The sequence below is a fragment of the Daejeonella sp. AP26 genome, from assembly GCF_056680515.1.
In genome coordinates, this window is record NZ_CM155286.1 from 1,518,414 (window position 1) to 1,542,509 (window position 24,096).

The following is a 24,096-nucleotide window of genomic DNA, read 5'->3' on the forward strand; positions in this document are numbered from 1 at the left end:
AATAAGGGGTGTTGCTTCTAAACATTTAAATACTTTTTATGAAAGCAGCAGTTTTTCACAAAATCGGAGACATCAGTGTTGACAATGTGGATGATCCACGTATCGAAGATCAGGAAGACATTATTGTCAGGGTAACCTCTACTGCCATTTGCGGCTCCGACTTACATATTTTCAATGGTTTTTTCCCCCAGTTGAAGGATATGGTAATGGGCCACGAGTTTATGGGAGTTGTTGAAGAGGTTGGCACATCGGTTACTCACATTAAAAAGGGCGACCGCGTGGTGGTTCCGTTTGTGATTGCCTGTGGTGCTTGCTTTTTTTGCTCTCATAACCAACATCCTCACTGTGAGAATACGAATCCCGAAATGTACGGGCCGGAAGGCCATTTGATGAAAGGTAAAGGAAGCGGTCTTTTCGGATTTACAGACATGTATGGTGGCTATGATGGTGGTCAGGCTGAGCTTGTCAGAGTTCCAAAGGCTAATACTGGGCCACGTATCATTCCGGAGGATTTGACCGATGAGCAGGTTTTATTTTTAACCGATATTTTTCCTACCGGATGGTCCGCTGTTAAATGGGCCAAAGTAAAACCAGGAAGTACGGTCGCCATCTTTGGCAGTGGTCCGGTTGGCTTGATGGCCCAGAAGTCTGCATGGTTAAACGGCGCCGAAAGAGTGATTGCGATCGACCCTCTGGATTACCGTCTGCAAAAAGCTAAGAACGTCAATAATGCAGAGATATTAAATGCGCATGATGAGCATTTGATGGATAAGATTAGGGAGATGACCGGCGGACGTGGTGTGGATTGTGCTATCGACGCAGTGGGCTTCGAAGCAGAGCGGGGATTCCTGGGAAAGCTGAAAGCGGTGGTTAATTTAGAAAAAGGAACTTCTAAAGTTATCGAGCTCTGCATAGAGGCTGTTCGAAGGGGCGGATCAATAAGTGTAGTTGGTGTGTACGGAAGTAACTATGATAATTTCCCCGTTCACCAACTTTTTGAAAAGGGACTAAACATCCGTTTCGGCCAGGCTTATGTGCAGAAGTATATTGACGAGCTCTTCAAAATTGTTCAGGACGGTAAGGTAACCCTTGATGATATTATTACTCATCGTATGCCTCTGAGCCAGGCTGCAGAAGCCTATGATATTTTCAAGAACAAGAAAGATGATTGCGTTAAAGTGGTCCTTACACCTTGATGCGCAGAAGAAGTATAGATTATGAACTTAGCCATCGCCATGGAGAAACACAGAAGTAGCCCCATGGCGATGAGCTTAGATCGCTTGTTGGAAATAAACTAAATAATCAAAACACCAGTGAGGTCATCGGAACTAATTGGAGCCGACGTATGCTGATGAATCACCTTCCATCCTTCTTCAAATTTTGAAAATCCAAGTGTCATTCTATTTTTCATGCTTCTTAAAACCTCGCCATCGCTTGAAATTGCCTGAAACTGAATCAGCGCACTTGCAAATCCAACGTTGCCTGACTGATTAATTTTTATCATTTCGAATTTCACTTCTACTTTTTCGTTACCCAAAGAACCAAACCAGTTTTTAATACTTTTAGCCCAATCTGATAGATTTAAATGAAAACCCTGGTCCCACATATCGAATATGACGACTTGCTCGTCATATAGATCAATCATAGCATTGGAGTCCTTATGCCAGGCTGAATTTCGATAGGTCGTGAAAAAGTCTTTGATCTCCATATAAATTATTTAAAATTTTCAGATTACTTTTTTAGAATCACCCGCAACGGAATTTAGACTATAAGCCTCTGCCAATTGCCAGCTAAAGATATAAACTGTTATTAGCTTAAGGTACTTGTTTTTTCCCGGAACCACACATTTAAGGCGTATAGATCAAGTAGGTTCTTTTGCCATGAGAATGATAAAGTGACGCGAGGTTGTAATCTTACCTTCGAGAAAATGATTCGATTGGTCAAGTAAATAGCTATACAGAGAATATCGTAGCAGAAATTAGAGTTTTCAATCCCGATGGTATTAGAAAATACCTTAATCCAACTAATTTAGCGTTCGGAATTCCAATGGCGAGCGGCCGACACGCTGCTTAAATACCCGGGCGAAATGCTGGGGATATTTGAAGCCTAATTCATATGCAATCTGGCTAACCGATTTGCTGGTATCAAAGATCCGCTCCTTTGCAATATCAATTAACTTGGATTGAATATATTCCTGGGGTGATTTTCCCGTTTCCTTTTTGATCAGATCGCCAAAATAGTTAGCAGACAGGTTGAGCTCATTGGCGCAATATGCAACTGTCGGCAATCCAATGGTCTGTGGTTTGTCAGACAGAAAATAATTTTGCAGCAGATTTTCAAATCGTTCCAGGATACCATTATTTACATTATCACGCGTAACAAATTGACGGTCGTAGAAGCGGACACAATAGTCCAGCAACAGTTCAATATTGGAAGCAATGAGTCTTTTGCTATGCTTATCGATCGCACGGTCCAACTCATACTCTATTTTTGAAAAACAATCAAGTATTAATTTTCTTTCACGTTCTGAAAGGTGAAGTGCTTCGTTTGACTGATAGCCAAAGAATGAATAATCCTGAATGTGGCGACCGAGTGGCGTACCATGTATTAAATCGGAATGAAAAACAAGTGCATAGCCCTTCGGCTGATAAAAATCGCCATTGCTGTTAACGCCAGCCACCTGTCCGGGAGCCAGGAAAACCAAAGTCCCTTCCTGGTAGTCATACGTATTTCTACCATACACCAGGTCGCCACAAACGACCTGCTTAAGAAATATCGTGTAAAATCCAAAGTACATGCGTGACCCTTGTCTGGGGTCGGCCTTTGATAAATCAACAACACTCACCAGCGGGTGGCGGGTTTCATTCTTATTGAAAGCATTGTACTCAGCGATAGTATTAAATCGAAGCATTTCCATAGCATTTGTATGAATCAAACCAAAGTTATCACTTTATTCATTCCCTGATTGATTGATCAGCCGGATCAGTAATAATGGTATACAAATCAGTAATCTGTATCCGATACAAACAGATAAAAGATAACATCTTTGATTTGATAAGAAGGTCAATTATTATAGAAAAACTATTAATAGGGTTGGCATTGCCATTGATTTTCACCAGTTCATTATATGCACAGCAATCGTTGCCCACTCCTTTCGCTCCAACGGTTCGTACGCGTTCCGGTGTGTTGCGTGGAGTTAGTGAAGGAGTGTCGCCAGCTTTTAATGGAAATAACTCATCACATGCAAACAAAGCGATTATATTGGTTATTATCGTTAGTGACAAAACTCATTTAGCTGCAATACAAATGTGAGCGGTTCCTGAAATGATTAATTTCACTTAAGTCATCGCCAATAAACTCTTTACATCATTAAGTTATGGACGAAAAAGAATGTCTCCACAATAAGAAAGATCAGTCTGTACCTAATGAAGCCAGGCGGGACTTCTTAAAGAACACCTCACTGCTGGCGGCTTTTGCAACCATACCCCCGTCGCTGTTACACGCAGCTGAATCTCAATGGGACGAAAAAACAGCCGCCTTTTTTGAAAAGATGTCACTGTCGTTGGAAGTCAACGGCACCGCACATCAGTTATCAGTTGAGCCCCGCGTAACTTTGCTGGATCTGCTCCGTGAGCAGTTATCTTTGACAGGGACGAAGAAAGGTTGTGACCATGGGCAGTGTGGTGCCTGTACCGTTCATGTCGACGGCAAGAGGGTGCTCTCCTGTTTGTCGCTAGCCGTAATGCTTGAGGGAAAAAAGGTTACTACGATCGAAGGCTTGTCTGCCGGTGATAAGCTTCATCCCATGCAGGAGGCATTTATAGAACATGATGGTTTCCAGTGTGGCTATTGTACTCCAGGTCAGATTATGTCAGCCGTTGCCTGTATCAAAGAAGGCCATGCTAGTACAGACGAAGAAATCCGTGAGTACATGAGCGGCAATATCTGCCGCTGCGGCGCCTACCCAAATATTGTGAAAGCCATTAGCGATGTGAAGAAGGGAGGCAGGATCATATGATAGGCTTTGATTATGTGCGTGTTTCCAGTGTTAAATCGGCTATAGAAGCTATAGTTAAGAACAGTACTGCTCAATGGATTGCAGGTGGAACCAACCTGGTTGACCTGATGAAAAAGGGAGTGGCCGGCCCTGAGAAGCTGGTGGATATCAACAACCTCCCTCTGAAAGAGATCTCAAAACAGGGCAGCAATTTACGCATTGGCGCTCTTGCCCTTAACAGCGAAGTTGCCGAGCATGAATTAGTAGTGAAAGAGCAACCGCTGCTTTCTCTGGCGCTGCAAGCCGGTGCTTCGCAACAAATACGGAATATGGCCACAGTTGGCGGCAATATGATGCAACGCACCCGCTGTCCTTATTTCTACAACACCGACATGCCCTGCAATAAGCGTGAGCCGGGATCAGGTTGCGGCGCGCTGAAAGGTTTCAACCGGATGCACGCCATTTTCGGTGGTTCAGACAAATGCATAGCCGTCCACCCGAGTGATATGTGCATAGCATTGGTCGCTTTGGATGCCACCGTTTTGGTGACGGGACCAAATGGTGACCGTAAAATTGCCTTTCAAAACTTTCACCGTTTGCCGGGTGATACTCCGCAAAAAGACAACACACTGAAGAAAGGTGAACTGATTGTGGGACTGGAAATACCGGAGAATGAGTTTGGGAAACATGTGCACTATTTAAAGGTTCGCGACCGCGCTTCATATGCCTTTGCATTAGTGTCAGTAGCCGCGGCGCTGGATATCAAAGGGAACACCATCAGGGATGCGCGGCTGGCTATGGGCGGGGTCGCCCACAAGCCATGGCGGCTGACCGAAGCGGAGAATTTTCTAAAAGGAAAACAGGCTTCAGAGGAGGTCTTCCGTCAGGCGGCAGAGTTAGCGCTCCGCAATGCGAAGGGCTATGGTCACAACAATTTTAAGTTAAAGCTGGCGCCGAACACGATTGTTGAAGCTTTGAAAACAGCCACGGGGAAATCATAAGCAATATGGAGAAAGACAAGACAGCCGATCGCATTGACCGTGTAGACGGCCGGGCAAAGGTAACCGGCAACGCTTCGTATGCCGCGGATCATAAAATACAGAATACCGTTTATGGCATGCTGGTTGGAAGTACGATCGCTAAAGGTCGTATCAAAACCATTGACACAAAGAGTGCCCTTCGCGCCCCCGGCGTACTGGCCGTAATTACTCATTTAAATGCACCCAAACTGCCCGGATATACCACCGGAAAAGACCCGGCAAAACCGCCTTCGGGAGGTGCACCGCTGCGTTTCTTCGCAAGCAATGAAATTCTGTATTATGACCAGGCAATTGCCCTGGTCATAGCCGATACTTTCGAGCGCGTAGTACATGCTACGCGCCTGGTAAAGGCTCAGTACGATAAAGCAGTCCATAAGACAAATCTGCATGATAATTTGGATGATGCTAAAATTCCTACAGGACCGCGGTTTGAAGATTATAAGCGCGGGGACGCCGAAGCTTTTCAAAATGCAGCGGTTAAATTAGACCAGGAATATTATCATCCGGCGGATGTTCACAACCCGATGGAACTGGCAAGCATCATGGCTGTTTGGGAAGGTGCCGACCGGGTTACAGTGTATACAAAAACGCAGGGCGTACAGTCTACCCAGCGATCGATAGGCGAAGCATTTAAGCTTCCGTTGGAAAATGTAACCGTTCATGCCGAGCATATCGGTGGTGCCTTCGGAATGGGCCTTCGTACCTGGCCTTACGAGATCGCCGCGGTTATGGGCGCCCAAAAGGTAGGTAAGCCATTAAAATTAGTTCTGCATCGCGAACAAATGTTCACTAACGTAGGCTACCGGCCCGTAACGATTCAGAGAATGAGAATGGGTGCCACAAGGGATGGGAAGTTAACTGCGTTGTCACATGAGGCCACCGGTAACACATCAGCTTATCAGGAGTTTACTGAAGCAACAGTTAATATCTCCCGTTTCATGTATACCTGCCCGAATGTCACCACGCGTTATCGTCTTGTTCCTTTAAACATCTGTACTCCTATCTGGATGCGCGGGCCTGGTGAAGCCACCGGCTCTTTTGCCCTTGAATCGGCTATGGACGAGTTAGCATTCAAACTGAACCTGGATCCGCTTGAATTCCGGATCCTTAATCATTCGGATAAAGATCCGGAGAACAACCTGCCCTGGTCAAGTAAATATTTAAAAGAATGTTACCAGCTGGGTGCTGACCGGATCGGGTGGAAGCACCGGAAAATGCAGCCAAAAAATATCAAGGAAGACGACTGGTTGGTCGGTTATGGCATGGGTACGGGTGCTTTCGGTGCCTTTCGCGGCGCGGCAACAGTGAAAGCCCGGTTGATGCCCGACGGTAAGCTGCTTTTACAATGTTCAGTAAATGACATGGGCCCGGGGACAGCTACTATGATGACTGCCATAGCTTCGGAGGCGATGGGCTTGAAGCCTGATCGCATCAGGGTGCAGATGGGAAGTACCGGCTTACCACCGGGACCTATGCAAGGCGGATCTACTGTAACATCAACAGTCGGTTCCGCAGTGCACGATGTCTGTTTAGCATTGAAAGAGCAGATCGCCGAGCTCGCAGTTAAGGATGGTTCTGCATTCCGCAAATCGGACCTGCAAACACTAAAAGCAGCTGATCTGAGCTTTTCAGAAGACGGCATTTCACTGGAGAAAAATTCTTCCGTAAGAATGTCGTATAGCGATCTCCTAAAACAGAACAACTTATCGGTTATTGAAGTCACCCGCGAATCGAAAGGGAAAGAACAGCCTTACTCTAGCTATTCGTTCTCGGTACACTTTGTCAAACTCCGCGTCCATCTCGCAACGGGAAGAATAAAGATCGACCATGTAGTATCCTGCGCTGATGCCGGTACTATTGTCAGTGCTAAAACTGCGGAAAGCCAGATGATTGGCGGCGCAGTTGGTGGCATTGGGATGGCCCTTATGGAAGACCTGGTTATTGACCATCGTTTTGGAAGGCCCATCAACAATAATTTCGCTGATTACCATGTGCCGGTCAACGCGGATATTCCGAAGGTGGACGTACTGTTCGTTAATAAAAAAGATCCGTACATAAATCCGCTGGGTTCAAAAGGTCTCGGGGAGATTGCACTGGTTGGGGTTGCTCCCGCTATCGCCAATGCGGTCTTCAATGCAACGGGGCAGCGGATACGGTCTTTGCCGATCACCGCGGATAAACTGATTCAGACTGAGGCATAGTTTACGCAACTGTGAGCAGATCTTTAAATGTTTCTTCTAACACTTGAGTGAAACTGCTCTAAAATACTGACCAACAACTCCTTATGAAGGAAATTACTGATATACTGAAAGCTTATCAAATCGCCCGAAAGGAAAAACTAAAAACGGCCCTGGCTACTGTTGTCAGAGTTGAGGGCTCCTCCTACCGAAGACCGGGTGCACGCATGCTGATCACCGAAGACGGCCATCTAACAGGTGCTATCAGCGGAGGTTGCCTGGAGGGAGATGCATTAAGGAAAGCCCTTTCGGCTATTGTGCAGCAGGAAAACAAGCTAATTACTTACGACACCACAGATGAGGAGGATGCGAAGATCGGCGTACAGCTGGGCTGCAACGGAATTGTGCACATTCTTTTCGAGCCGGTCAATGCGGACGATCCGTTAAACCCTATTGACATGTTAAGCACCTTGCAAAGCGAACGCAAAAATGCGGTAGTGGTCACCCTTTTTTCCCTTGAAGGCAAAATACAACCCGGGACTAGTATGCTATACCGGGAAAATACACTAGAGACAAAAATCCCCGCTTCTATAAGTGCGCAGGTAATCAAAGATGCAGCTGATTCATTAGGCAATAAGCTTTCAGATTTCCGGACTTACGATGTTGATGATCGTAGAATTGACGGCTTTCTGGAATTTATTCCGCCGCCTGTTTCCCTTATTATTGCCGGTGCCGGGAATGATGTGCAACCACTGTCGGAGATTGCTTACCTGCTGGGCTGGAATGTAACTATTGCTGACGGCAGACCTTCGCATGCTTCCGTTCAGCGTTTTCCAATTGCGAACCGGGTGTTAGTTGTGAAGCCGGCTCAGCTCTTATCGGAAATAACGATTGACGAGCAGACTGCCATTTTACTGATGACCCACAATTACAATTATGACCTCGAACTGCTTGACCTTCTGTTGAAAACAAATGCGCCTTACATCGGCAGCCTGGGACCAAAGAAAAAGCTGCTCAGAATGCTGGATGAACTGGGGCAGAATACTGAAGAAAACCGTTTGCGGGTACATGGCCCGGTAGGCTTGGATATTGGTGCGGAAACCGCCGAAGAGATTGCTATCTCGATCATTGCCGAGATTAAGTCAGTTTTTTCGGGTGGCTCGGCCAGGTCTTTAAAAGAGAAAGCGAATCCTATTCATCAAAACTGGTAATATTTATGAACACAGGAATCATCATATTAGCGGCGGGAGAATCAAGCAGGTTGGGCAAACCCAAGCAACTGCTAACCTACCGGGGAAAAACGCTTTTGGAAATCGTAAGTGATGCGGCAATAGACTCCGGTTTTGAGGTTATTGTTGTTGTACTCGGAGCCTATGCCGATGAGATTTCAAAACAGCACCATCATCCGGATATTACTTATATCATCAATGATAGTTGGAGGGAAGGCATGTCGTCGAGTATCGCTGCCGGAATGTCGGCTCTTCTGAGTGAGGATAAAGATCTGGAAAACGTGATCATCGCGGTTTCTGATCAGGCCTATATAACCGCGGAAATATTTAAGAACCTTTTGAACAAGCGGGAAAAGACAGGCAAGCATATTATTGCGAGCCGTTATGCGGAAACGACAGGCACCCCTGCACTTTTCAACAAGGAATACTTCGATGACCTTATATCGCTGGAAGGCAATAAAGGAGCAAAGGAACTGCTTAGCAAGTTCCCCGATGATATCGAAACTGTTGATTTTGAACTTGGCTATATTGATATTGACACTGAAAAAGATTATATGAATTTAATTGATCACAGATGATAGCGGATTCCTTTAGACGAGTGCATGATTACCTGCGGATATCGCTTACCGATAACTGCAATTTCCGCTGCTTTTACTGTATGCCGGAGGAAGAATATGACTTCACTCCCGCTTCCCGGCTGATGCAAACGGATGAAATTGTCAGGCTGGCAAAGATATTCGTAGAACAGGGTGTGAAAAAGATACGTTTAACCGGCGGCGAACCGCTGGTTCGTAAAGATGCTGCGGAAATCATTTCCGAGTTGGGTAAACTGCCTGTCGAATTGGTGATCACCACCAATGGAACCCGTATTGCCGAACTTTTGCCCACGTTAAAAAACGCCGGCATCAAAACGATCAACATCAGCCTCGACACGCTTCAGCCGGAAAAGTTTCTGTTGATCACCCGTCGCGATGTGTTCCACCAGGTTCGCAGCAATATAGAATTGCTTTTGCAGGAGAAGATCACCGTAAAGATCAACATGGTGGTGATGAAAGGACTTAATGATGGCGAGATCAAAGACTTCATCGACTGGACAAAGCATTACCCCGTTCAGATCAGGTTTATCGAATTCATGCCGTTTAGCGGGAACAAATGGACCAGCAATAAGATGTTTTCCCTCCAGGAGATCCTGGCCGCAATAGAGAAGGATTTTACCGTACTGCCGGTTACCGACGAACCTCACGATACAGCCAAGAGTTTTTTGATCCCCGGTCATGTGGGGTCCTTTGCCGTCATCAGCACGATGACCGCCCCATTTTGCAGTACCTGCAACCGGATGCGGCTGACCGCCGATGGGAAACTTAAAAATTGCCTGTTCAGCGATGGCGAGACAGATCTGCTTACCGCGCTCCGGAATAATGAAGACGTACTTCCTCTTATCAAGGCTTCGATCTGGAGTAAGAAAAAAGAGCTCGGTGGGCAGCTGACCACCCAGTTTGAAAACCTGGATGCGGCGGCTATCCATAACCGGAGTATGATCACCATTGGAGGATAATTGCAATATGATCAGTGTTTCCGAAGCCAAATCCCTCATAACAAATCACATCACACCTCTAAAACCTGTTCGTATCAGTCTGGAAAAGGCTGCCGGCCTGGTGCTGGCATCCGACATTTACGCCGGGCTTGATCTTCCCCCCTTCAGGCAATCGTCGATGGACGGTTATGCTTTAAGGTTTGAAGACAGGCAGCGAGCGCTCCGGCCTGCCGGTGAAATGGCGGCTGGAGCAGCAGAGATCATTTCGCTAGAACCCGGAGAAACCTGCCGGGTGTTTACCGGGGCACCTCTTCCCGAAGGTGCCGACTCGGTGGTCATGCAGGAAAAGATCATTCAGCAGGATGGCAGGATTATCATTCAGGACAAGGATTTGACGGCGGGATCAAATGTTCGCGAGAAAGGCAGCGAGATCCGGTCGGGCGAAATGGCCATGAGAAAAGGTAACCTGCTAACTCCGGCAGCGATAGGCTTCCTTGCCGGCTTAGGTATTGCAGCAGTTGATATTTTGCCAACGCCCCGCGTGTCAATTATTGTCACCGGGAATGAGCTGTGCAAACCGGGATTGGACTTAAAGTTCGGTCAGGTGTACGAAGCAAATTCCTATGCGCTTTCGGCAGCCCTGAAAAACGAAGGCATTGAACATTTCCGCATTAAAGAAGCAGAGGATGATCTTGAAATATTGACGAATGTATTAAAAAGTGCTTTGCAGGATGCTGATGTTATATTGCTTTTCGGTGGCATGAGCGTTGGCGATTATGATTTCGTAGTCGAAGCATCACAGCGCTGCGGAATTCATCAGGTATTCCATAAAGTAAAACAGAGACCCGGCAAGCCGCTTTTTTTTGGAACACTTGCTAATAAGTTAATTTTCGGGCTACCCGGAAACCCCTCGTCGGTTTTGAGCTGCTACTATAATTACGTGCTGCCGGCCCTGAAACAGTTGTCCGGAAAGAAAAACTCCTTGATAGAATTAACGGTGGAACTGGCTGAAGGCTATAAAAAAAACACCGGGCTTACCCATTTCCTGAAAGGTATTTATGAGGATGGCAAGGCGACGCCGCTTAGCGCACAGGAATCCTTCAGGCTGAGCTCATTTGCCCATGCAAACTGCCTGATCCGTTTAGACGAAGACCGGCAAGACTTTAAAGCCGGCGACCAGGTTACGATCATGCTTTTACCAGCTTAGAAAGTGGAGGAATACTATATACTTTTTTATGTCCTGCTTTTCATCGTAGCCTTTCTGTATGCGTCTATTGGGCATGGTGGGGCAAGCGGTTACCTAGCCCTGATGGCCATATTTGCGGTATCACCGGCCATTATGAAACCAACTGCCCTACTGCTAAACCTTTTTGTTTCCTCCACTTCTTTTATCCAATTTTACCGCGGCGGACATTTCAGGTGGAAAACGTTCTGGCCTTTTGCTATGACCTCTATCCCACTCTCCTTTGTGGGCGGAACCATGGCAATTGAAAGCTCTGTGTATAAAAAGATTCTCGGTGTTCTTCTGGTGATTCCGGTTATAAGGTTTTTTTTCATAGATAGTGACCCAAAGGAACTCAGGAATTCAAATACTATTCTTTCAATCGCAATTGGCGGCGCCATAGGCTTGATATCCGGAATGATCGGTATTGGCGGCGGCATCATCCTCTCCCCCGCCCTGATCTTGTTGAAATGGGCCGATCAAAAACAGGCGGCTGCAGTGAGCGCAGCATTCATTTTCGTCAACTCTGCTGCAGGGCTGGGAGGTCAGATGTTGAAGGGTTTTGAATTCAACCAGTACATGGTGGCTTATGTGGCCGTGGCCTTTACAGGCGGCATCTGCGGCGCTTACTTTGGAGCTCTAAAGTTCCCGCAAACCGTATTGAAGAATGTGCTGGCCGGAGTACTGGCACTGGCCGCTTATAAATTATTGTTTACACAAGCGTAGCCCTGAAGATGATCTGCAAAAGGCTGTTAAATTGTATCTAGACCAGTGAAAAAGACGCAGAGTACATTGACTGATGAAATTTCAGCATCTTAAGTTTAAATTAGCAGAATGGAAATCGAGATCATCAGTTTTGGGAGAATATCCGAATTCATCGGGAGCCAGAGAATTGAAGTATCCGGAACCGGCAACACGGACGAGCTAAAAGGATACTTGGAAAAATCCTTTCCGATGCTAAAAAACGTAAAATATAAGCTGGCTTTGAATAATAAGATTGTACAGGGAAATCTGCCGATCCTAAATAATGATAAAGTAGCCATTATGCCACCGTTCTCCGGAGGTTAAAAAATATGTCAGCAGAAAGATATAACCGGCAGATCATCCTTAGCGGATTTGGAGAAGGCGCACAGCTTTTGTTGTCGCAGGCTCGGGTTTTGGTGTTTGGCGCGGGCGGTTTGGGCTGCCCCGCAATGCAGTACCTTGCTGCCGCGGGCGTCGGGCACATCGGCATTGTGGATGACGATACAATCGCGTTATCGAACCTGCACCGTCAGATACTTTTCACAACTGCCGACCTGGGCATGCTGAAAGTTGAGGTTGCCGCCTCCAGATTACGGCAAATGAATCCGCAGATTGAAATTATACCGCATTCGGTGCGCATCGTTAAAGGCAATGTCCTCAGTCTGCTGAAAAACTATGACCTGGTACTGGATGGAACGGACAATTTTGAATCTCGCTACCTGATCAATGATGCCTGTGCACTCCTTAAGAAAACGCTGGTATTTGCGGCGGTTTCCGGCTATGAAGGTCAGGTGGCGGTATTCAACCGAACAGATGATCATGGCGAAAGCATCAACTACCGTGATCTTTTTCCGGTTTGCCCAACCCCCGGCGAAGTGGCTAATTGTGCCGAAGGTGGCGTCCTCGGTGTTTTGCCGGGAGTGATTGGCACCCTGGCGGCCACAGAAATAATCAAGCTGATAACCGGAGTCGGAAAGCCGCTGGTTAACAAATTGCTGCATTACAATCTATTTACTAACGAACAAAATATCATGAATATCAGTCCGGGGCAGGATTACAAGCTGGCCACTACCGAGGAGGAGTTTTTCGACACGGAGTATCATACTTCCTGTAAGATCCGGGAAGGCTATCTCGAAATTGATGCCCTTCAGTTAAGTTCGCTTCGGCAACAACCTTCTACCCTTATTCTGGATGTTCGGGAAAGGCATGAGTTGCCTCAGCTCGACAGCAGGATCTTTAAGCAGGTTCCCATGTCTGAATTCGCCGATTTCCTGGAGACCGAGAGCCTGGAAGAAAACATCATCCTGATCTGTCAGCATGGCATCCGGAGCGCAGCAGCCGCTGAAGACTTGTTCGAGAAATATCACGATACCAAAAAGATATATAGTCTAAAGGGCGGGATAGCCAAATGGAGAGATCATTTTTAAAGATTATATGAGCGACAGAAAAGTAAAAAACATATTTGTTAACGGAAAGATAGATCCCACTTTCATAGCTGAAAGAATTTCTAAGCACAGTACGAAAACAGCCATTGGCGGCCACAGCATATTCATGGGGCAAGTTAGAAAGGATGAGATTGAAGGCAAGTTTGTATTAGGTATTGAATACACTGCCTATGAAGAACTGGCCCTGGAAAAAATGCACCAGATCAGGGAAGACATCTTTCAAAAATACCCGCTGCACTGCCTTCATGTGCACCATAGTCTGGGTTTAATAAATGCAGGAGAAATCTGCTTGTTTGTATTTACCTCTTCGACGCACCGCAAACCGGCTATTGATGCCTGTTCAGAGCTCGTGGAAAGGCTAAAAGCTGAATTGCCCATCTGGGGACGCGAAATATTCGAAGACGATACACACCAGTGGAAAGAAAATAATTAGATGGTAAATATTACAAAGAAATCCAGCACGCTAAGGATTGCCATTGCCCAGGCCACCGTGAGCGTATCCAAGCAGGAAACTATTGATGCGGTCGAACAGAAAAAGATCCCCAAGGGTGATGTATTCGAATTTGCCCGCGCCGCTGGTCTCCTGGGGGTAAAGAAAACCAGCGACCTAATTCCTGATTGCCACCCCCTGCCCATCGAGTTTACTTCAATCACTTATGAAATCGCCGGACTGGATATTTTGATCACGGTGGAAGTGCATACCATTTACAAGACCGGTGTAGAGGTTGAGGCCATGCATGGTGCCTCAATCACTGCACTGACCATGTACGACATGCTGAAGCCAATTGATAAGGGCGTAGAGATCCGGAACATCCGGTTGCTGAAGAAGTCCGGAGGGAAATCTGACTTGTCGGCCGCTCGTTTTGAACATATCAAAGCCGCAGTGGTCGTTTGCTCAGATTCTGTATCGGCAGGCATTGCACAGGATACGTCAGGCAGAGCGATCATTGACCTTCTCGATCAATTTGCTATCAAAACGTTGGCATATGAGATCGTGGCAGATGATGTCTGTGCGATCAAAGAAAAAGCGCTGGAACTCTGCGGACCGGAGCACCAGTTGCTCATATTTACAGGGGGAACCGGCCTTTCTGCCAGAGACGTAACCCCCGAGGCTATCCGCCCGCTGATCGACCGAGAGATTGATGGTATCATGGAAGCGGCAAGGCGATACGGCCAGGAACGGATGCCCCATGCCATGTTATCGCGCGGTGTCGCCGGATTTATCGGCGAAACGCTGGTGCTCACCTTTCCAGGCTCCAGAAATGGCGTGGAGGAATATATCGCTGCCTTATTTCCACAGGTGTTGCACCTTTTCAGCGTGAAACAGGGTCAGCAACATTAAAATTAACTCAGGCACGTATAAGTATTTTGAATATAGACACCCAGTATTTTAAATAATTGTTCTATACGGCAATTTATGTCGCGTCGGGTGGAGCTTGGGATAGCAGGAACGTTTTTCGGATGGAGGATTATTGCAAATGAGATCACTATCGAAAAAGCAATGTTGCAAACAGGCGTAAAGCACCTATTAGGATAGAATTAAAAGTTTATATAGAGTATACTAACACCTTTAAAATGAACTTTTTACGAAACTAAATTCGACGTTACAATTTTTTTCTACATTATCTTACATATTTACGATTGGCACAATGATTAGCAAGACCTCAAAAGCGCCTACGACCAATATAAAAAAGTCTAAAGTACCAGCACTGATCAATACTAGCTTCTACCCTCAATACGCATAATTAGAAATTTCAGATCTCTTGGGAATGCAAAACTAGCTATCGAGGTTTGTAAAACTTCAATTTTAAAAAAATCATATATCTATTTCATCTTTATAGTTTTATATAGTCATACATGGTTCTACACTTTAAGTAAATAAACTTGACAGGCGCCAAAATTATCCCTGTAAGCGCCTTACTCCCTTCTTTTTCGCGGCCGGAACCTTATATAGCTGTGTCGCTAGTTTAAACTCCAGCTACGGAATTCCATGATGATCTTTGAAAAAGGATCTTTTTAGTACCAAAATACAGGGTGCTCCTTCTAAACCAATGAATCCGCAAGACTCTAAGAATTTGTTAACAATTTCCTTACAGGTTGCTTACTATCTGATCACAGCTTTACGATATAGTGATGACATAGTAAGCACATACTAAGCACATACTAAGTTCGGTCTGAGGTGAGGATCAGATCTACTGTCCTTCGGTCCGCAATTTTCGTGGAGCAGGAGGAATTAATACTGCATTACAGCCACATTCGGCAAGCAACTCTTACTAAATCTAGACGAAGTGCGGGGATCTTTAAAAACTTGTTCAAATAATCGGTTTTAAATCAATCGAAATGTCATTCTGTACGTTTTTTGTGAATTCGCTTATAAAGCTTGGTCTAAAGTTTAATTACAGTTCCGAATACTAGAGGGAGATAATCTGATCATTTTAACCGCTGGATAAAACTGACGCCTGGAGATTTGTGTTCAGGCGAATACGATATCGGGACTTCGTTCATGTTTGTCAAATAATACTAACCCATCGGTAGATAGACCAGAAATCCTTAGAGCTTAAAAAGCGAGCTCAATAGCCTTAAAAATTGGATATAAATACTTGATATTAAGTAATTTATTAGATGAAACAGAATTTAATTTGGCAAACAGCCACTCCCATATATATAAAAGTCATTCTTATATGGATAAGCACTCTATATAGAGTTATACAAGTAGCTGATAAATAGACTATTGTAAAACGTGTCGAAATTTTATTCTGACGGTCAAAAGTGCCAAATAAAGGAGATTTAAATACCTGATGATAGATTTTTATTTCACAGCATAGCATCCAAAAAAAAATCATAATTTTGGTGCATGACAGAACAAATCAGATCTCCGAGATTTTTAGTTTTAACTATTCTAATAATCTGCGCAGCCTTAACCAGAGCATTACCCCTGTTAATTCCACATATCTGGAACTTCACTGCTATTGGCGCGTTAGCAATATTTTCAGGCGCTCAATTCAATGACAGACGCCTGGCCTTTATCATGCCTTTGGCAGCTATGGCGATTTCAGATCTATTTATCGGTAATGGTTTTAGTATGATCGTTTACCTGGCATTTACTGCTATGGTTCTCTGCGGATTTCTAATCCGTGAAAAAGTTTCGGTTCCTAACGTTGCTTTGTCATCAATAGGGGGTGCTCTGATATTTTATCTGCTTACTAATTTTGCATTGCTCTATCCGGTGAGTTTGTATCCGCACAACATGCAGGGGATCATTGCTTCATATGTTGCGGCTCTTCCATTCTTGAATAACATGGTTGTTGGAAACCTTCTTTTCAGCGGTGTTCTTTTCGGAAGTTTCTATTTGTTATCTAAGCGTTATCCAGTATTAATTAACAGGTAACCGTTTTTACATATACATAAATTGAAAAACCCCGGACGCTAAAGCCGGGGTTTTTCAATTATAACAAAACTAGTGTTGAGTGTTAGGGGTTGTTCAGCTTCTTTCCATCAGATCGTTAACTAGCATACGTACTCCGCGGACTGCCTTCTCTTTGATGTGAACGATCTTATTGGAATGAGTCACGGTTGTTTTTGGGTCAACCAAGAAAACTTCAGTATTTAATGGAAGTACATCCAGCAAACCCGCAGCCGGGTATACCTGCAATGATGTACCAATAACGATTACCATATCAGCCACACTACAGATCTCAATAGCTTTTTCAATCAACGGTACCGGCTCGCCGAACCATACAACATGCGGTCTGAGTTGATATCCTCTTTCACACAGGTCTCCCATCTTTAGGTCGGAACCTTGGATATCATAAGTGAGGTGTGGATACTTTTCTGACTGGGCTTTGGTAATGATGCCATGCAGGTGAATCACTTGTTTAGAACCCGCCCGTTCATGCAGGTCGTCAATGTTCTGCGTGACAATGTGCACATCGTATTTGTCTTCCAGCAATACCAGGGCTTTATGTGCATCATTAGGCTGGGCTTTCAGAACAGACCTTCGGCGGATGTTATAAAATTCCTGCACCATCACCGGATCTCGTTGCCAGGCTTCAGGGGTGGCAACATCATAGACGTTATGTCCTTCCCATAAGCCATCCGCATCCCTGAAGGTTTGCAGGCCACTCTCCGCTGAGATACCTGCCCCTGTTAATACCACAATCTTCTTTCTGCTCATATAATGTCAATATATGCAAATGTGTTCCTGACCGTTTTATTCGTTGACTTGATGTCAAATGATTCAAAATGGCTTGCGCCTGCTTCAAATTTAACGGGCTGTTTGAAAACTGGTCCGTCAAAACAGAATGTATGAAATTCGCCATTTTCGCCTGCAGGATCAACACCTTCAGGTAAATCTTCCAGAAACCGGTTATTCAATTCCTTACCTAACAAACGCTCATCCAGAACAGCATGATCAATGCAGCAGGTGATGGCTTTAAATCCTGATTCGATGAAGTCATTCATTAGCACGCCGGATTCAATTTGCCATAAAGGAAAAAGAGCGGTCATTCCTGCTTTGTGCAGCAAGTCTTCTCGGTAGGTTTTTATATCCTGTAAGAATATGTCCCCGTAAATAACGGTGCTGATGCCTTCGTCTTTTAATTGGGCAGAGATTTTAAATAATTCATTCTCATATTCATTATTGTCCGACATCGCATTTACCCACATTTTATGTAAGGGTAAACCGGTTTGTAACGCCTGCCTGGCGAGCACGGATTCCTTGATCTTGTGGCCTGCCGTTTCGTTTGTTCCCTTGTGGAGAGTAGTAACTAATCCGACAACGTGGGTCTGGAGATCCTGTTGTGCTCTATGTAACGCCATAGCGGCATCCTTACCGCCGCTCCAGAAGACTACTGCTTTGCTCATCTTTATATTAGGATATTCTAGTCATTTTAAAATTAAAAGCTTGCTGAGTATTTCGCAAAGTAGCTAAGAAAACGCAAAGCGCGCAAAGCATAGCACCTAAACCTATTCTCTTTTCGATCTCTGCGATTAACTTTGCGCGCTTTGCGTGAAACCACGATAACGCTTAAACCAAAAATAGCGATGAGATCCCTCCCATCGCTATTCAAATAACAACAACCCTTACCTGATCTCTAACCTTAAACCGGCGTTGAAGTTTAAACCCCGGGTGGTGTACCCGGCGAACTCGAGGTAATCCTCGTCTAATAGATTTTTAACATCCGCGAACAAAGTAAGTTTAGAAGCCGGCTTGTATTGAATATAAGCATCCAGCATATTATAAGAAGCTAACGTGGCGCTCACCTGGTTAAATGAAGAGTCAAAATAGAAGTCTTCCCGGTTTCCGGTGAACTTATAAGTTAAATTAACATCAACCTTCGCTCCCATGCTAATTCCCATACTGGCACCGAAGGTGTTTTTAGGACGCCTGAACAAGTTAAATGCAGTGGCGGATGGCGAGGTCATCTCACCGTCTACATAGGCATAGAACGCATTTAAACTCACCGCCTGGAAAGGATTAGTACTCAGTTCTATTTCAAAGCCCTTGTCTTTCTGCTCATTCTGATTGATATAGCCGAATTGATTCGGACTCAGCTGACCGAAATCAATTACATCTTCGATCTCCCGATTGAAATATGAAACATTAACATTCAACTTCTGCGGAAGCAGATCAAAGTCAAAGCCAGCTTCATAGGTGCGCGAGGTCTCGGGTTTTAGATCCAGGTTGCCATACTCTGAAAACAACTGGTATAGCGAAGGAACGCGGTAGGCAGAAGAAACGTTTACAAAGAACTTGTACCGGTCATTAAATACATACGAAGGGTTGACGGTGTAAGTGAAATTTTCGCCATATTGGCTATGATCATTCACCCGTCCGCCCAACTCTGCATGGAAACCGCTGTTGGTTTTAAAGAACAGCGAGGTGAATAAGCTCTTGATATCGTTATCAGCCACAAGTGCAGCGGAATATGGATTGCTTTGTTCTGTAGCTGATCGTTTAAAACTGGCCCCGCTGGTGAGATCGAGGAAGCTCAGCAGCTGATAATTCACACCTGCTTCAATTTGAGAGATCTCTCCTTTGTTATTCGTTATTGACTCCTGGTTGTCGAACAGGTTTTTCACATTATTTTGACTCAGGTTAAAGTTGAAGTCGCCGTTATTGAAGTTTAGCTTTCCGCCTAAACCAGCAAGAATAGAGTTTTTGCGATAATTGTAGTCGATAGCATCGGCGAAAGCGCCATTATCCAGGCCGGCCTGGTTACCGTTCGCCTGTACATTCGCTCTTAGTAGAAAACTTTCTGAGACCTGCTGCCCGAGATTTAAGCTTACGGACCGTTGTGTAAAGTTGTCTTTATCGAAGTTCGTTTCTCCCTGCGCTGGAGAAGCAGTAGAATAGTTCTTCGAATCTAAATTCGAGCCATTGATAGCGATAGATGTTTTACCGATCTGGCCATTCAGCCCTAACACCTGCTTGTAAGTCTCGTAGCTTCCGCCTGTAGCCAGTAAGCTTGCGGTGAGTTTGCCAGAGCCTTTTTTGGTGATGATATTTATAACACCTGCAACGGCATCAGAGCCATATAAGGTGGAATTCCCGCCTTTCAAAATCTCTATGCGTTCGATCTGCTCAACCGGCAGGGCTGCGATATTATACTCGCCGCTAATATTCGAAGCGTCATTAACGGGAATCCCGTCAATCAGGATCAGCGTGTTTCCAGGCGCGGCGCCTCGCAGATAAACAGCTTTGATGTCGCCGGGCGTATTGCCATTGCCGCCGATAGTTAATCCTGCGACGTTGTTTAAGATCTCAGGGAGACTGCGGCCCTGGCTTTTTGAAAGGGTTTCGGCGGAAATCACCCGGACAACTTTACCAATTTCAGACTGTTTCTTGGAGGATCGGGTTGCGGTTACAACCACTTCATTCAGGTCTCGCACAGGCTCCTGCTGAGCCAGGGCATTGCCGCTCAGCAATACCAGTTGTGCAAGCCCCAGGCCTGCAGCAACATAATTCTTTTTTGTTTTCATTTTGTTGTGAGTGATAAATACTCACAGCAAACAGTACATCAGAATACTTTAAATGACCGTATACGGTAACCGTAAACGCTCATTCAAGCTTCAATCCCCGAAAGCTATGAATTAATAAATCTTTGGCAGGTCTTCTGACTTACTCCCCTTGGTTCGTCTTCCCATTCTACAGAACAGTGACTTAGATTGAACGCCGGTACTTGGAGCTTACAGCTGCGGGACAGTAACGGATTTACACCGTTTTCCCTTTTCATCCCGATTGCGACACCGGGAACCAAAAGCGCTGCAAATGTAAAACAACCTGAAGTATTTACAAACCCATTCTGCCAATAAATCATCCTGACATATTCTTTATATTTAGCAGATGAAACAAGGCATGTTAATCTTTTTATTGATTCTAATGATTTTCCAGAGTTCTTATAGCCAGTCAAAAGATTATATCGATACTCAATATTTAGAGAAATTACTGAAGGACAACCAGGTGCTTTTCGGCAATATCTTAAAGAATCCCACTAAAAATGAAATACAGATACTCTTTACCCGAATAGAACGGGATGAAGATAACATGCCGCATTTCAAGTCATTTGGCTATCGTCTGGATCCGTCCTGGTACTTCTATCCGGCCAGTACAGTAAAGTTGCCCGCTGCCATTTTTGCTTTGGAGAAAATCAACAGCTTAGATATCAAAGGGCTGACTAAGGAGTCGACCATGCTGACCGACAGCAGTTTTGCCGGACAAACCAAAGTGCGGAGAGACAGTTCATCTCAGACAGGATTACCCAACATCGATCACTACATTAAAAAAATTCTTTTAACCAGTGATAATGATGCTTACAACCGGATCTATGAATTTGTGGGCAGGGCTGAGATCAATAAAAAGCTTCAGAAAAATGGTTTAACAAAGAGCAGGATCTTAAACCGGCTGGCGATTGGCGATTCCGGAGAATCAGCGAAGCATACTAACCCCATCTCTTTTTACAATGGCGATAAATTGGTATACAGCCAGAAAGCTCAATACGACCCGAAGGATTACCCCCTTGAACTGCAGAACCTGACTCGGGGAAAGGGTTATATGGACGCAAATGATCATCTGGTTAATGAACCCTACTCCTTTGCTGATAAAAACGTTTATACCGTTGAGGACCAGCAACTGGTGCTGAAAAAGCTCTTCTTTCCGGAAGCTTTCCCTAAAAAAGAACGTTTTAATCTTAGAGCGGATGATTATAAGCTGATCTACAAATACATGTCGATGCTGCCTTCCGAAAGTGACTTTCCTAAATATGATTCAACAGAATTCTGGCCTTCTTATAGCAAGATGCTGTACTACGGACGCGAAAAGGACGCCGTGATAGACCCTGACGTCCGGATCTTTAATAAATACGGGGATTCGTACGGCTATATTATCGACAATGCCTACTTCGTGGACTTTAAAAATAAGGTAGAATTTATGCTGACCGCGGTGGTTCAGTCAAATGAGGATGAAATTTATAACGACAGCAAGTACGAATACGAGACTGTATGCTATCCTTTTATGAAAAACCTTGGACGAGTTCTGTATTCTCATGAATTGAAACGGGAGAAAAAGCATTTGCCCAGCCTGCATAAATTTCAGTTCAGGTATTAGTGTCGGGTATTTAAGTTGACTCCAACTTTATCGAGAAGCTCATTGAACCGGGGATCAGAATGCAAAGAGTCAAACTTGGGATCAATTTTAAGACTGCATAAGGATTCCTCGTGCCTTTCATAACTTTTTTGAAGCCATTCAAATGCCTGATCTTTTTCTCCGAGTGCGGCATACACCAGGGCCATTGCGCGATGATCATTGGGTCCGAATTCAGTTGATTTTATTTTTTTGATTAGAGGCTGTGCTTGTTCTTTACGCCCGGAAGCGGCGCAAATATGAGCCTGCGCCAGGTCTGTTTTAACTTTGTTTTTCGTAAACTTTCCCCACCGCCGGTTTTCAGCGATAGCCTTGTCGATCATGCCCTTAGCCTGGTAGCAAAGAGATAGAAGTCTGTAGGTAGGTACAAAATCCGGATAGATTTCCACTGTCTTTAGGCCGACTTCTATAGCCTTATCAAACTGACGGGTATAATAGAGGTGGATGCCTTTGTCTTTCAGAATTCCAGGGGAGACTGGATCAAGGTCTACGGCCTTAGAGATCTCGCTCACTGCTTCCTCAAATTTTCCGGTAAAAAGCAACCATTCGGCATACCAATGCCTTCCAGTGGCATAATTGGGATTGAGCTCCAGGCCCCGCTTAAATTCCTTCTCAGAGTTTATCCAGTCCCAATCATTGAGCATTAAAGACGTAGCCAGGGAAATGTGAGCCTCGCCCAGGTTAGGGTCTATCTCTAAAGCTTTATTAACGGCCGCCATTTGCTTTGGATAAAGTTCTCTTCTGGAAATATTGGTGTATTCACCCATCAGGCTGTATGTATCGGCCAGGCCGGTCCATGCTAGGGCATAGTCAGGATCTTTTTCCAGCGCCTTTTCAAAAAGCAGGATGGCCGCTTTCATCCCTTCTTCATTTCGCCGATTCCAATAGAAGCGACCCTGCAGGTACAGTTGGTAGGCCTCCGGATTTTGTGTATGCGTTTTAGTAATCCGTTCACGGTCGTTTCCGAGTAACGTTACCCTTAATTTCTCTGTGATAGCTAGTGCGATCTCATCCTGAATAGCAAATACATCCTCCATTTCACGATCATAACGTTCGCTCCATATATGAAATCCGTCTTCAACATTGATTAGCTGGGTCGTTATCCGAAGTCGGTTTCCTTGTTTACGAACGCTACCTTCGAGCACTGTGTTTACTCCTAATTCCTCCCCAATGATCCGCAGGTCAACATTTTTACCTTTGAATTGGAACGAAGAAGTCCGGCCGGCAACCTTCAGGTCTTTAACATGTGCCAGGGAGCTAAGAATTTCTTCAGCCATCCCGTCACTGAAATATTCCTGTTCTGGATCATTACTCATGTTAACGAATGGGAGGACAGCAATGCTTTTTTCAGGAAGTTTTTTAGATTGATCATTCACTTTCGAAATATTTAAGCCGGGATCTGTCACTATTTTATAAATCTTGACCGGGAGCTTTACGTTCTTTAGCGATTCCTGCCGAACAAACTGGGTAACTATGCCGTGTTTATTAGAAACATTATTGTAAACAGAATCTGAGATATAAATATCACCCGGTGCGGCTATTGCCTGGATTCGCGAAGCAATGTTTACTCCATCTCCAAATACATCGTTGTCCTCAAATACTACTTCACCGAGATGAATTCCAATACGTAATTGAAATTCTTTGGCCTGCTTGCATGCTTCCTGGATTTTAATGGCTGCATTTACTGAGTCACTTACGGTTGAAAAACTGGCCATAACACCATCACCCAATTCCTTTAGCCACTTGCCCCCATACTTTTCTATTATAGGCCGCTGCATCTGTCGGTTCTTAGTGAGCAAACTAAATGCATGTTCCTCGTTATTACCCATAATGGAGGTGTAACCGACAATGTCGGTAAACATAATAGCAGCTAATTGGCGGGATTGCGACACGGTAACTTTTTTTTGCAGCATTAAGTTAAGAAAACAGATGCGTTATGAACGCATAATCGATGTTGGTTAAATCTTTTATAGCGATCAGATTTGCCTTTTTAGGCAAGAATGATTATGAAGTGGTTAAAACAGCAAAGGCCTAATTCTGTTATCTAATCACAAACCATCACAAAAA

At 44.8% G+C, this 24,096-nt stretch carries 22 protein-coding genes and 1 riboswitch; of the genes, 15 read left to right on the forward strand and 7 right to left on the reverse strand.

All coding sequences use genetic code 11. The features are described from left to right. Positions 1-38: 38 nt before the first annotated feature. On the forward strand, positions 39-1,196 hold the full coding sequence (locus tag AC1MCB_RS06555) for a zinc-dependent alcohol dehydrogenase (protein WP_479967938.1): 1,158 nt from the start codon (positions 39-41) through the stop codon (positions 1,194-1,196). Positions 1,197-1,294: 98 nt separating this feature from the next. Here AC1MCB_RS06555 and AC1MCB_RS06560 read toward each other — a convergent pair whose 3' ends face one another. The 3 genes from AC1MCB_RS06560 to AC1MCB_RS06570 all read right to left on the reverse strand — a co-directional run bounded on the left by AC1MCB_RS06560 (position 1,295) and on the right by AC1MCB_RS06570 (position 3,284). Beyond that, positions 1,295-1,708 carry a YybH family protein gene (locus AC1MCB_RS06560; protein ID WP_479967939.1) on the reverse strand — a complete coding sequence of 138 codons (414 nt, stop codon included), beginning with the start codon at positions 1,706-1,708 and terminating at the stop codon, positions 1,295-1,297. Between the two features lie 315 nt (positions 1,709-2,023). Continuing rightward, positions 2,024-2,917: a helix-turn-helix domain-containing protein gene (locus tag AC1MCB_RS06565; protein WP_479967940.1), complete on the reverse strand. Its 894-nt coding sequence runs from the start codon at positions 2,915-2,917 to the stop codon at positions 2,024-2,026. Positions 2,918-2,954: 37 nt separating this feature from the next. After that, positions 2,955-3,284: a hypothetical protein gene (locus AC1MCB_RS06570; protein WP_479967941.1), complete on the reverse strand. Its 330-nt coding sequence runs from the start codon at positions 3,282-3,284 to the stop codon at positions 2,955-2,957. A gap of 266 nt (positions 3,285-3,550) precedes the next feature. Here AC1MCB_RS06570 and AC1MCB_RS06575 point away from each other — a divergent pair, with 266 nt between their 5' ends. The 13 genes from AC1MCB_RS06575 to AC1MCB_RS06635 all read left to right on the forward strand — a co-directional run bounded on the left by AC1MCB_RS06575 (position 3,551) and on the right by AC1MCB_RS06635 (position 16,776). After that, a complete protein-coding gene (locus tag AC1MCB_RS06575) occupies positions 3,551-4,018 on the forward strand; it encodes a (2Fe-2S)-binding protein (RefSeq protein ID WP_479967942.1) in 468 nt (155 codons plus the stop codon). After that, on the forward strand, positions 4,015-4,998 hold the full coding sequence (locus AC1MCB_RS06580; RefSeq protein WP_479967943.1) for an FAD binding domain-containing protein: 984 nt from the start codon (positions 4,015-4,017) through the stop codon (positions 4,996-4,998). Before AC1MCB_RS06575 ends, AC1MCB_RS06580 begins: the two co-directional genes overlap by 4 nt. A 5-nt stretch (positions 4,999-5,003) precedes the next feature. Continuing rightward, positions 5,004-7,238 (forward strand): xanthine dehydrogenase family protein molybdopterin-binding subunit, encoded by a 2,235-nt coding sequence (locus AC1MCB_RS06585; RefSeq protein WP_479967944.1) that lies wholly within the window; start codon positions 5,004-5,006, stop codon positions 7,236-7,238. Positions 7,239-7,321: 83 nt separating this feature from the next. After that, positions 7,322-8,425, forward strand: coding sequence for an XdhC family protein (locus tag AC1MCB_RS06590; protein ID WP_479967945.1), 1,104 nt, complete (start codon positions 7,322-7,324; stop codon positions 8,423-8,425). A 5-nt stretch (positions 8,426-8,430) separates the two neighbouring features. After that, positions 8,431-9,021 (forward strand): nucleotidyltransferase family protein, encoded by a 591-nt coding sequence (locus AC1MCB_RS06595; RefSeq protein ID WP_479967946.1) that lies wholly within the window; start codon positions 8,431-8,433, stop codon positions 9,019-9,021. Further along, positions 9,018-9,998 carry a GTP 3',8-cyclase MoaA gene (moaA, locus tag AC1MCB_RS06600; protein WP_479967947.1) on the forward strand — a complete coding sequence of 327 codons (981 nt, stop codon included), beginning with the start codon at positions 9,018-9,020 and terminating at the stop codon, positions 9,996-9,998. Before AC1MCB_RS06595 ends, moaA begins: the two co-directional genes overlap by 4 nt. 7 nt (positions 9,999-10,005) lie before the next feature. Continuing rightward, positions 10,006-11,184: a molybdopterin molybdotransferase MoeA gene (locus AC1MCB_RS06605; protein ID WP_479967948.1), complete on the forward strand. Its 1,179-nt coding sequence runs from the start codon at positions 10,006-10,008 to the stop codon at positions 11,182-11,184. Positions 11,185-11,187: 3 nt separating this feature from the next. Further along, a complete protein-coding gene (locus tag AC1MCB_RS06610; RefSeq protein ID WP_479967949.1) occupies positions 11,188-11,925 on the forward strand; it encodes a sulfite exporter TauE/SafE family protein in 738 nt (245 codons plus the stop codon). Positions 11,926-12,033: 108 nt separating this feature from the next. Continuing rightward, positions 12,034-12,267 carry a MoaD/ThiS family protein gene (locus AC1MCB_RS06615; protein ID WP_479967950.1) on the forward strand — a complete coding sequence of 78 codons (234 nt, stop codon included), beginning with the start codon at positions 12,034-12,036 and terminating at the stop codon, positions 12,265-12,267. A 5-nt stretch (positions 12,268-12,272) separates the two neighbouring features. Then, entirely contained in the window at positions 12,273-13,370 is a 1,098-nt protein-coding gene (locus tag AC1MCB_RS06620; RefSeq protein WP_479967951.1) for a ThiF family adenylyltransferase, read from the forward strand. A gap of 7 nt (positions 13,371-13,377) precedes the next feature. Continuing rightward, positions 13,378-13,821: a molybdenum cofactor biosynthesis protein MoaE gene (locus tag AC1MCB_RS06625; protein WP_479967952.1), complete on the forward strand. Its 444-nt coding sequence runs from the start codon at positions 13,378-13,380 to the stop codon at positions 13,819-13,821. Then, positions 13,822-14,730 carry a bifunctional molybdenum cofactor biosynthesis protein MoaC/MoaB gene (gene moaCB, locus AC1MCB_RS06630; RefSeq protein WP_479967953.1) on the forward strand — a complete coding sequence of 303 codons (909 nt, stop codon included), beginning with the start codon at positions 13,822-13,824 and terminating at the stop codon, positions 14,728-14,730. 1,512 nt (positions 14,731-16,242) lie between these two features. Further along, on the forward strand, positions 16,243-16,776 hold the full coding sequence (locus AC1MCB_RS06635; RefSeq protein WP_479967954.1) for a DUF6580 family putative transport protein: 534 nt from the start codon (positions 16,243-16,245) through the stop codon (positions 16,774-16,776). A gap of 93 nt (positions 16,777-16,869) precedes the next feature. On the opposite strand, the gene AC1MCB_RS06640 is transcribed toward AC1MCB_RS06635, so the two are convergent. From AC1MCB_RS06640 to AC1MCB_RS06650, 3 genes are all read right to left on the reverse strand, one after another. Beyond that, on the reverse strand, positions 16,870-17,562 hold the full coding sequence (locus AC1MCB_RS06640; protein WP_479967955.1) for an SIR2 family NAD-dependent protein deacylase: 693 nt from the start codon (positions 17,560-17,562) through the stop codon (positions 16,870-16,872). Then, positions 17,559-18,251, reverse strand: coding sequence for a Dph6-related ATP pyrophosphatase (locus AC1MCB_RS06645; protein WP_479967956.1), 693 nt, complete (start codon positions 18,249-18,251; stop codon positions 17,559-17,561). The genes AC1MCB_RS06640 and AC1MCB_RS06645 overlap by 4 nt, the downstream gene beginning before the upstream one ends. Positions 18,252-18,470: 219 nt before the next feature. Next, positions 18,471-20,369 (reverse strand): TonB-dependent receptor plug domain-containing protein, encoded by a 1,899-nt coding sequence (locus AC1MCB_RS06650; RefSeq protein ID WP_479967957.1) that lies wholly within the window; start codon positions 20,367-20,369, stop codon positions 18,471-18,473. A gap of 107 nt (positions 20,370-20,476) precedes the next feature. Beyond that, positions 20,477-20,663: riboswitch (cobalamin riboswitch) on the reverse strand. Positions 20,664-20,769: 106 nt separating this feature from the next. On the opposite strand from AC1MCB_RS06650, the gene AC1MCB_RS06655 reads away from it, so the two are divergent. Further along, positions 20,770-21,993 carry a serine hydrolase gene (locus AC1MCB_RS06655; RefSeq protein WP_479967958.1) on the forward strand — a complete coding sequence of 408 codons (1,224 nt, stop codon included), beginning with the start codon at positions 20,770-20,772 and terminating at the stop codon, positions 21,991-21,993. Here AC1MCB_RS06655 and AC1MCB_RS06660 read toward each other — a convergent pair. Beyond that, positions 21,990-23,942: a tetratricopeptide repeat protein gene (locus AC1MCB_RS06660; protein WP_479967959.1), complete on the reverse strand. Its 1,953-nt coding sequence runs from the start codon at positions 23,940-23,942 to the stop codon at positions 21,990-21,992. The two genes, AC1MCB_RS06655 and AC1MCB_RS06660, sit on opposite strands and share 4 nt — an antisense overlap. Between the last annotated feature and the right edge of the window lie 154 nt (positions 23,943-24,096).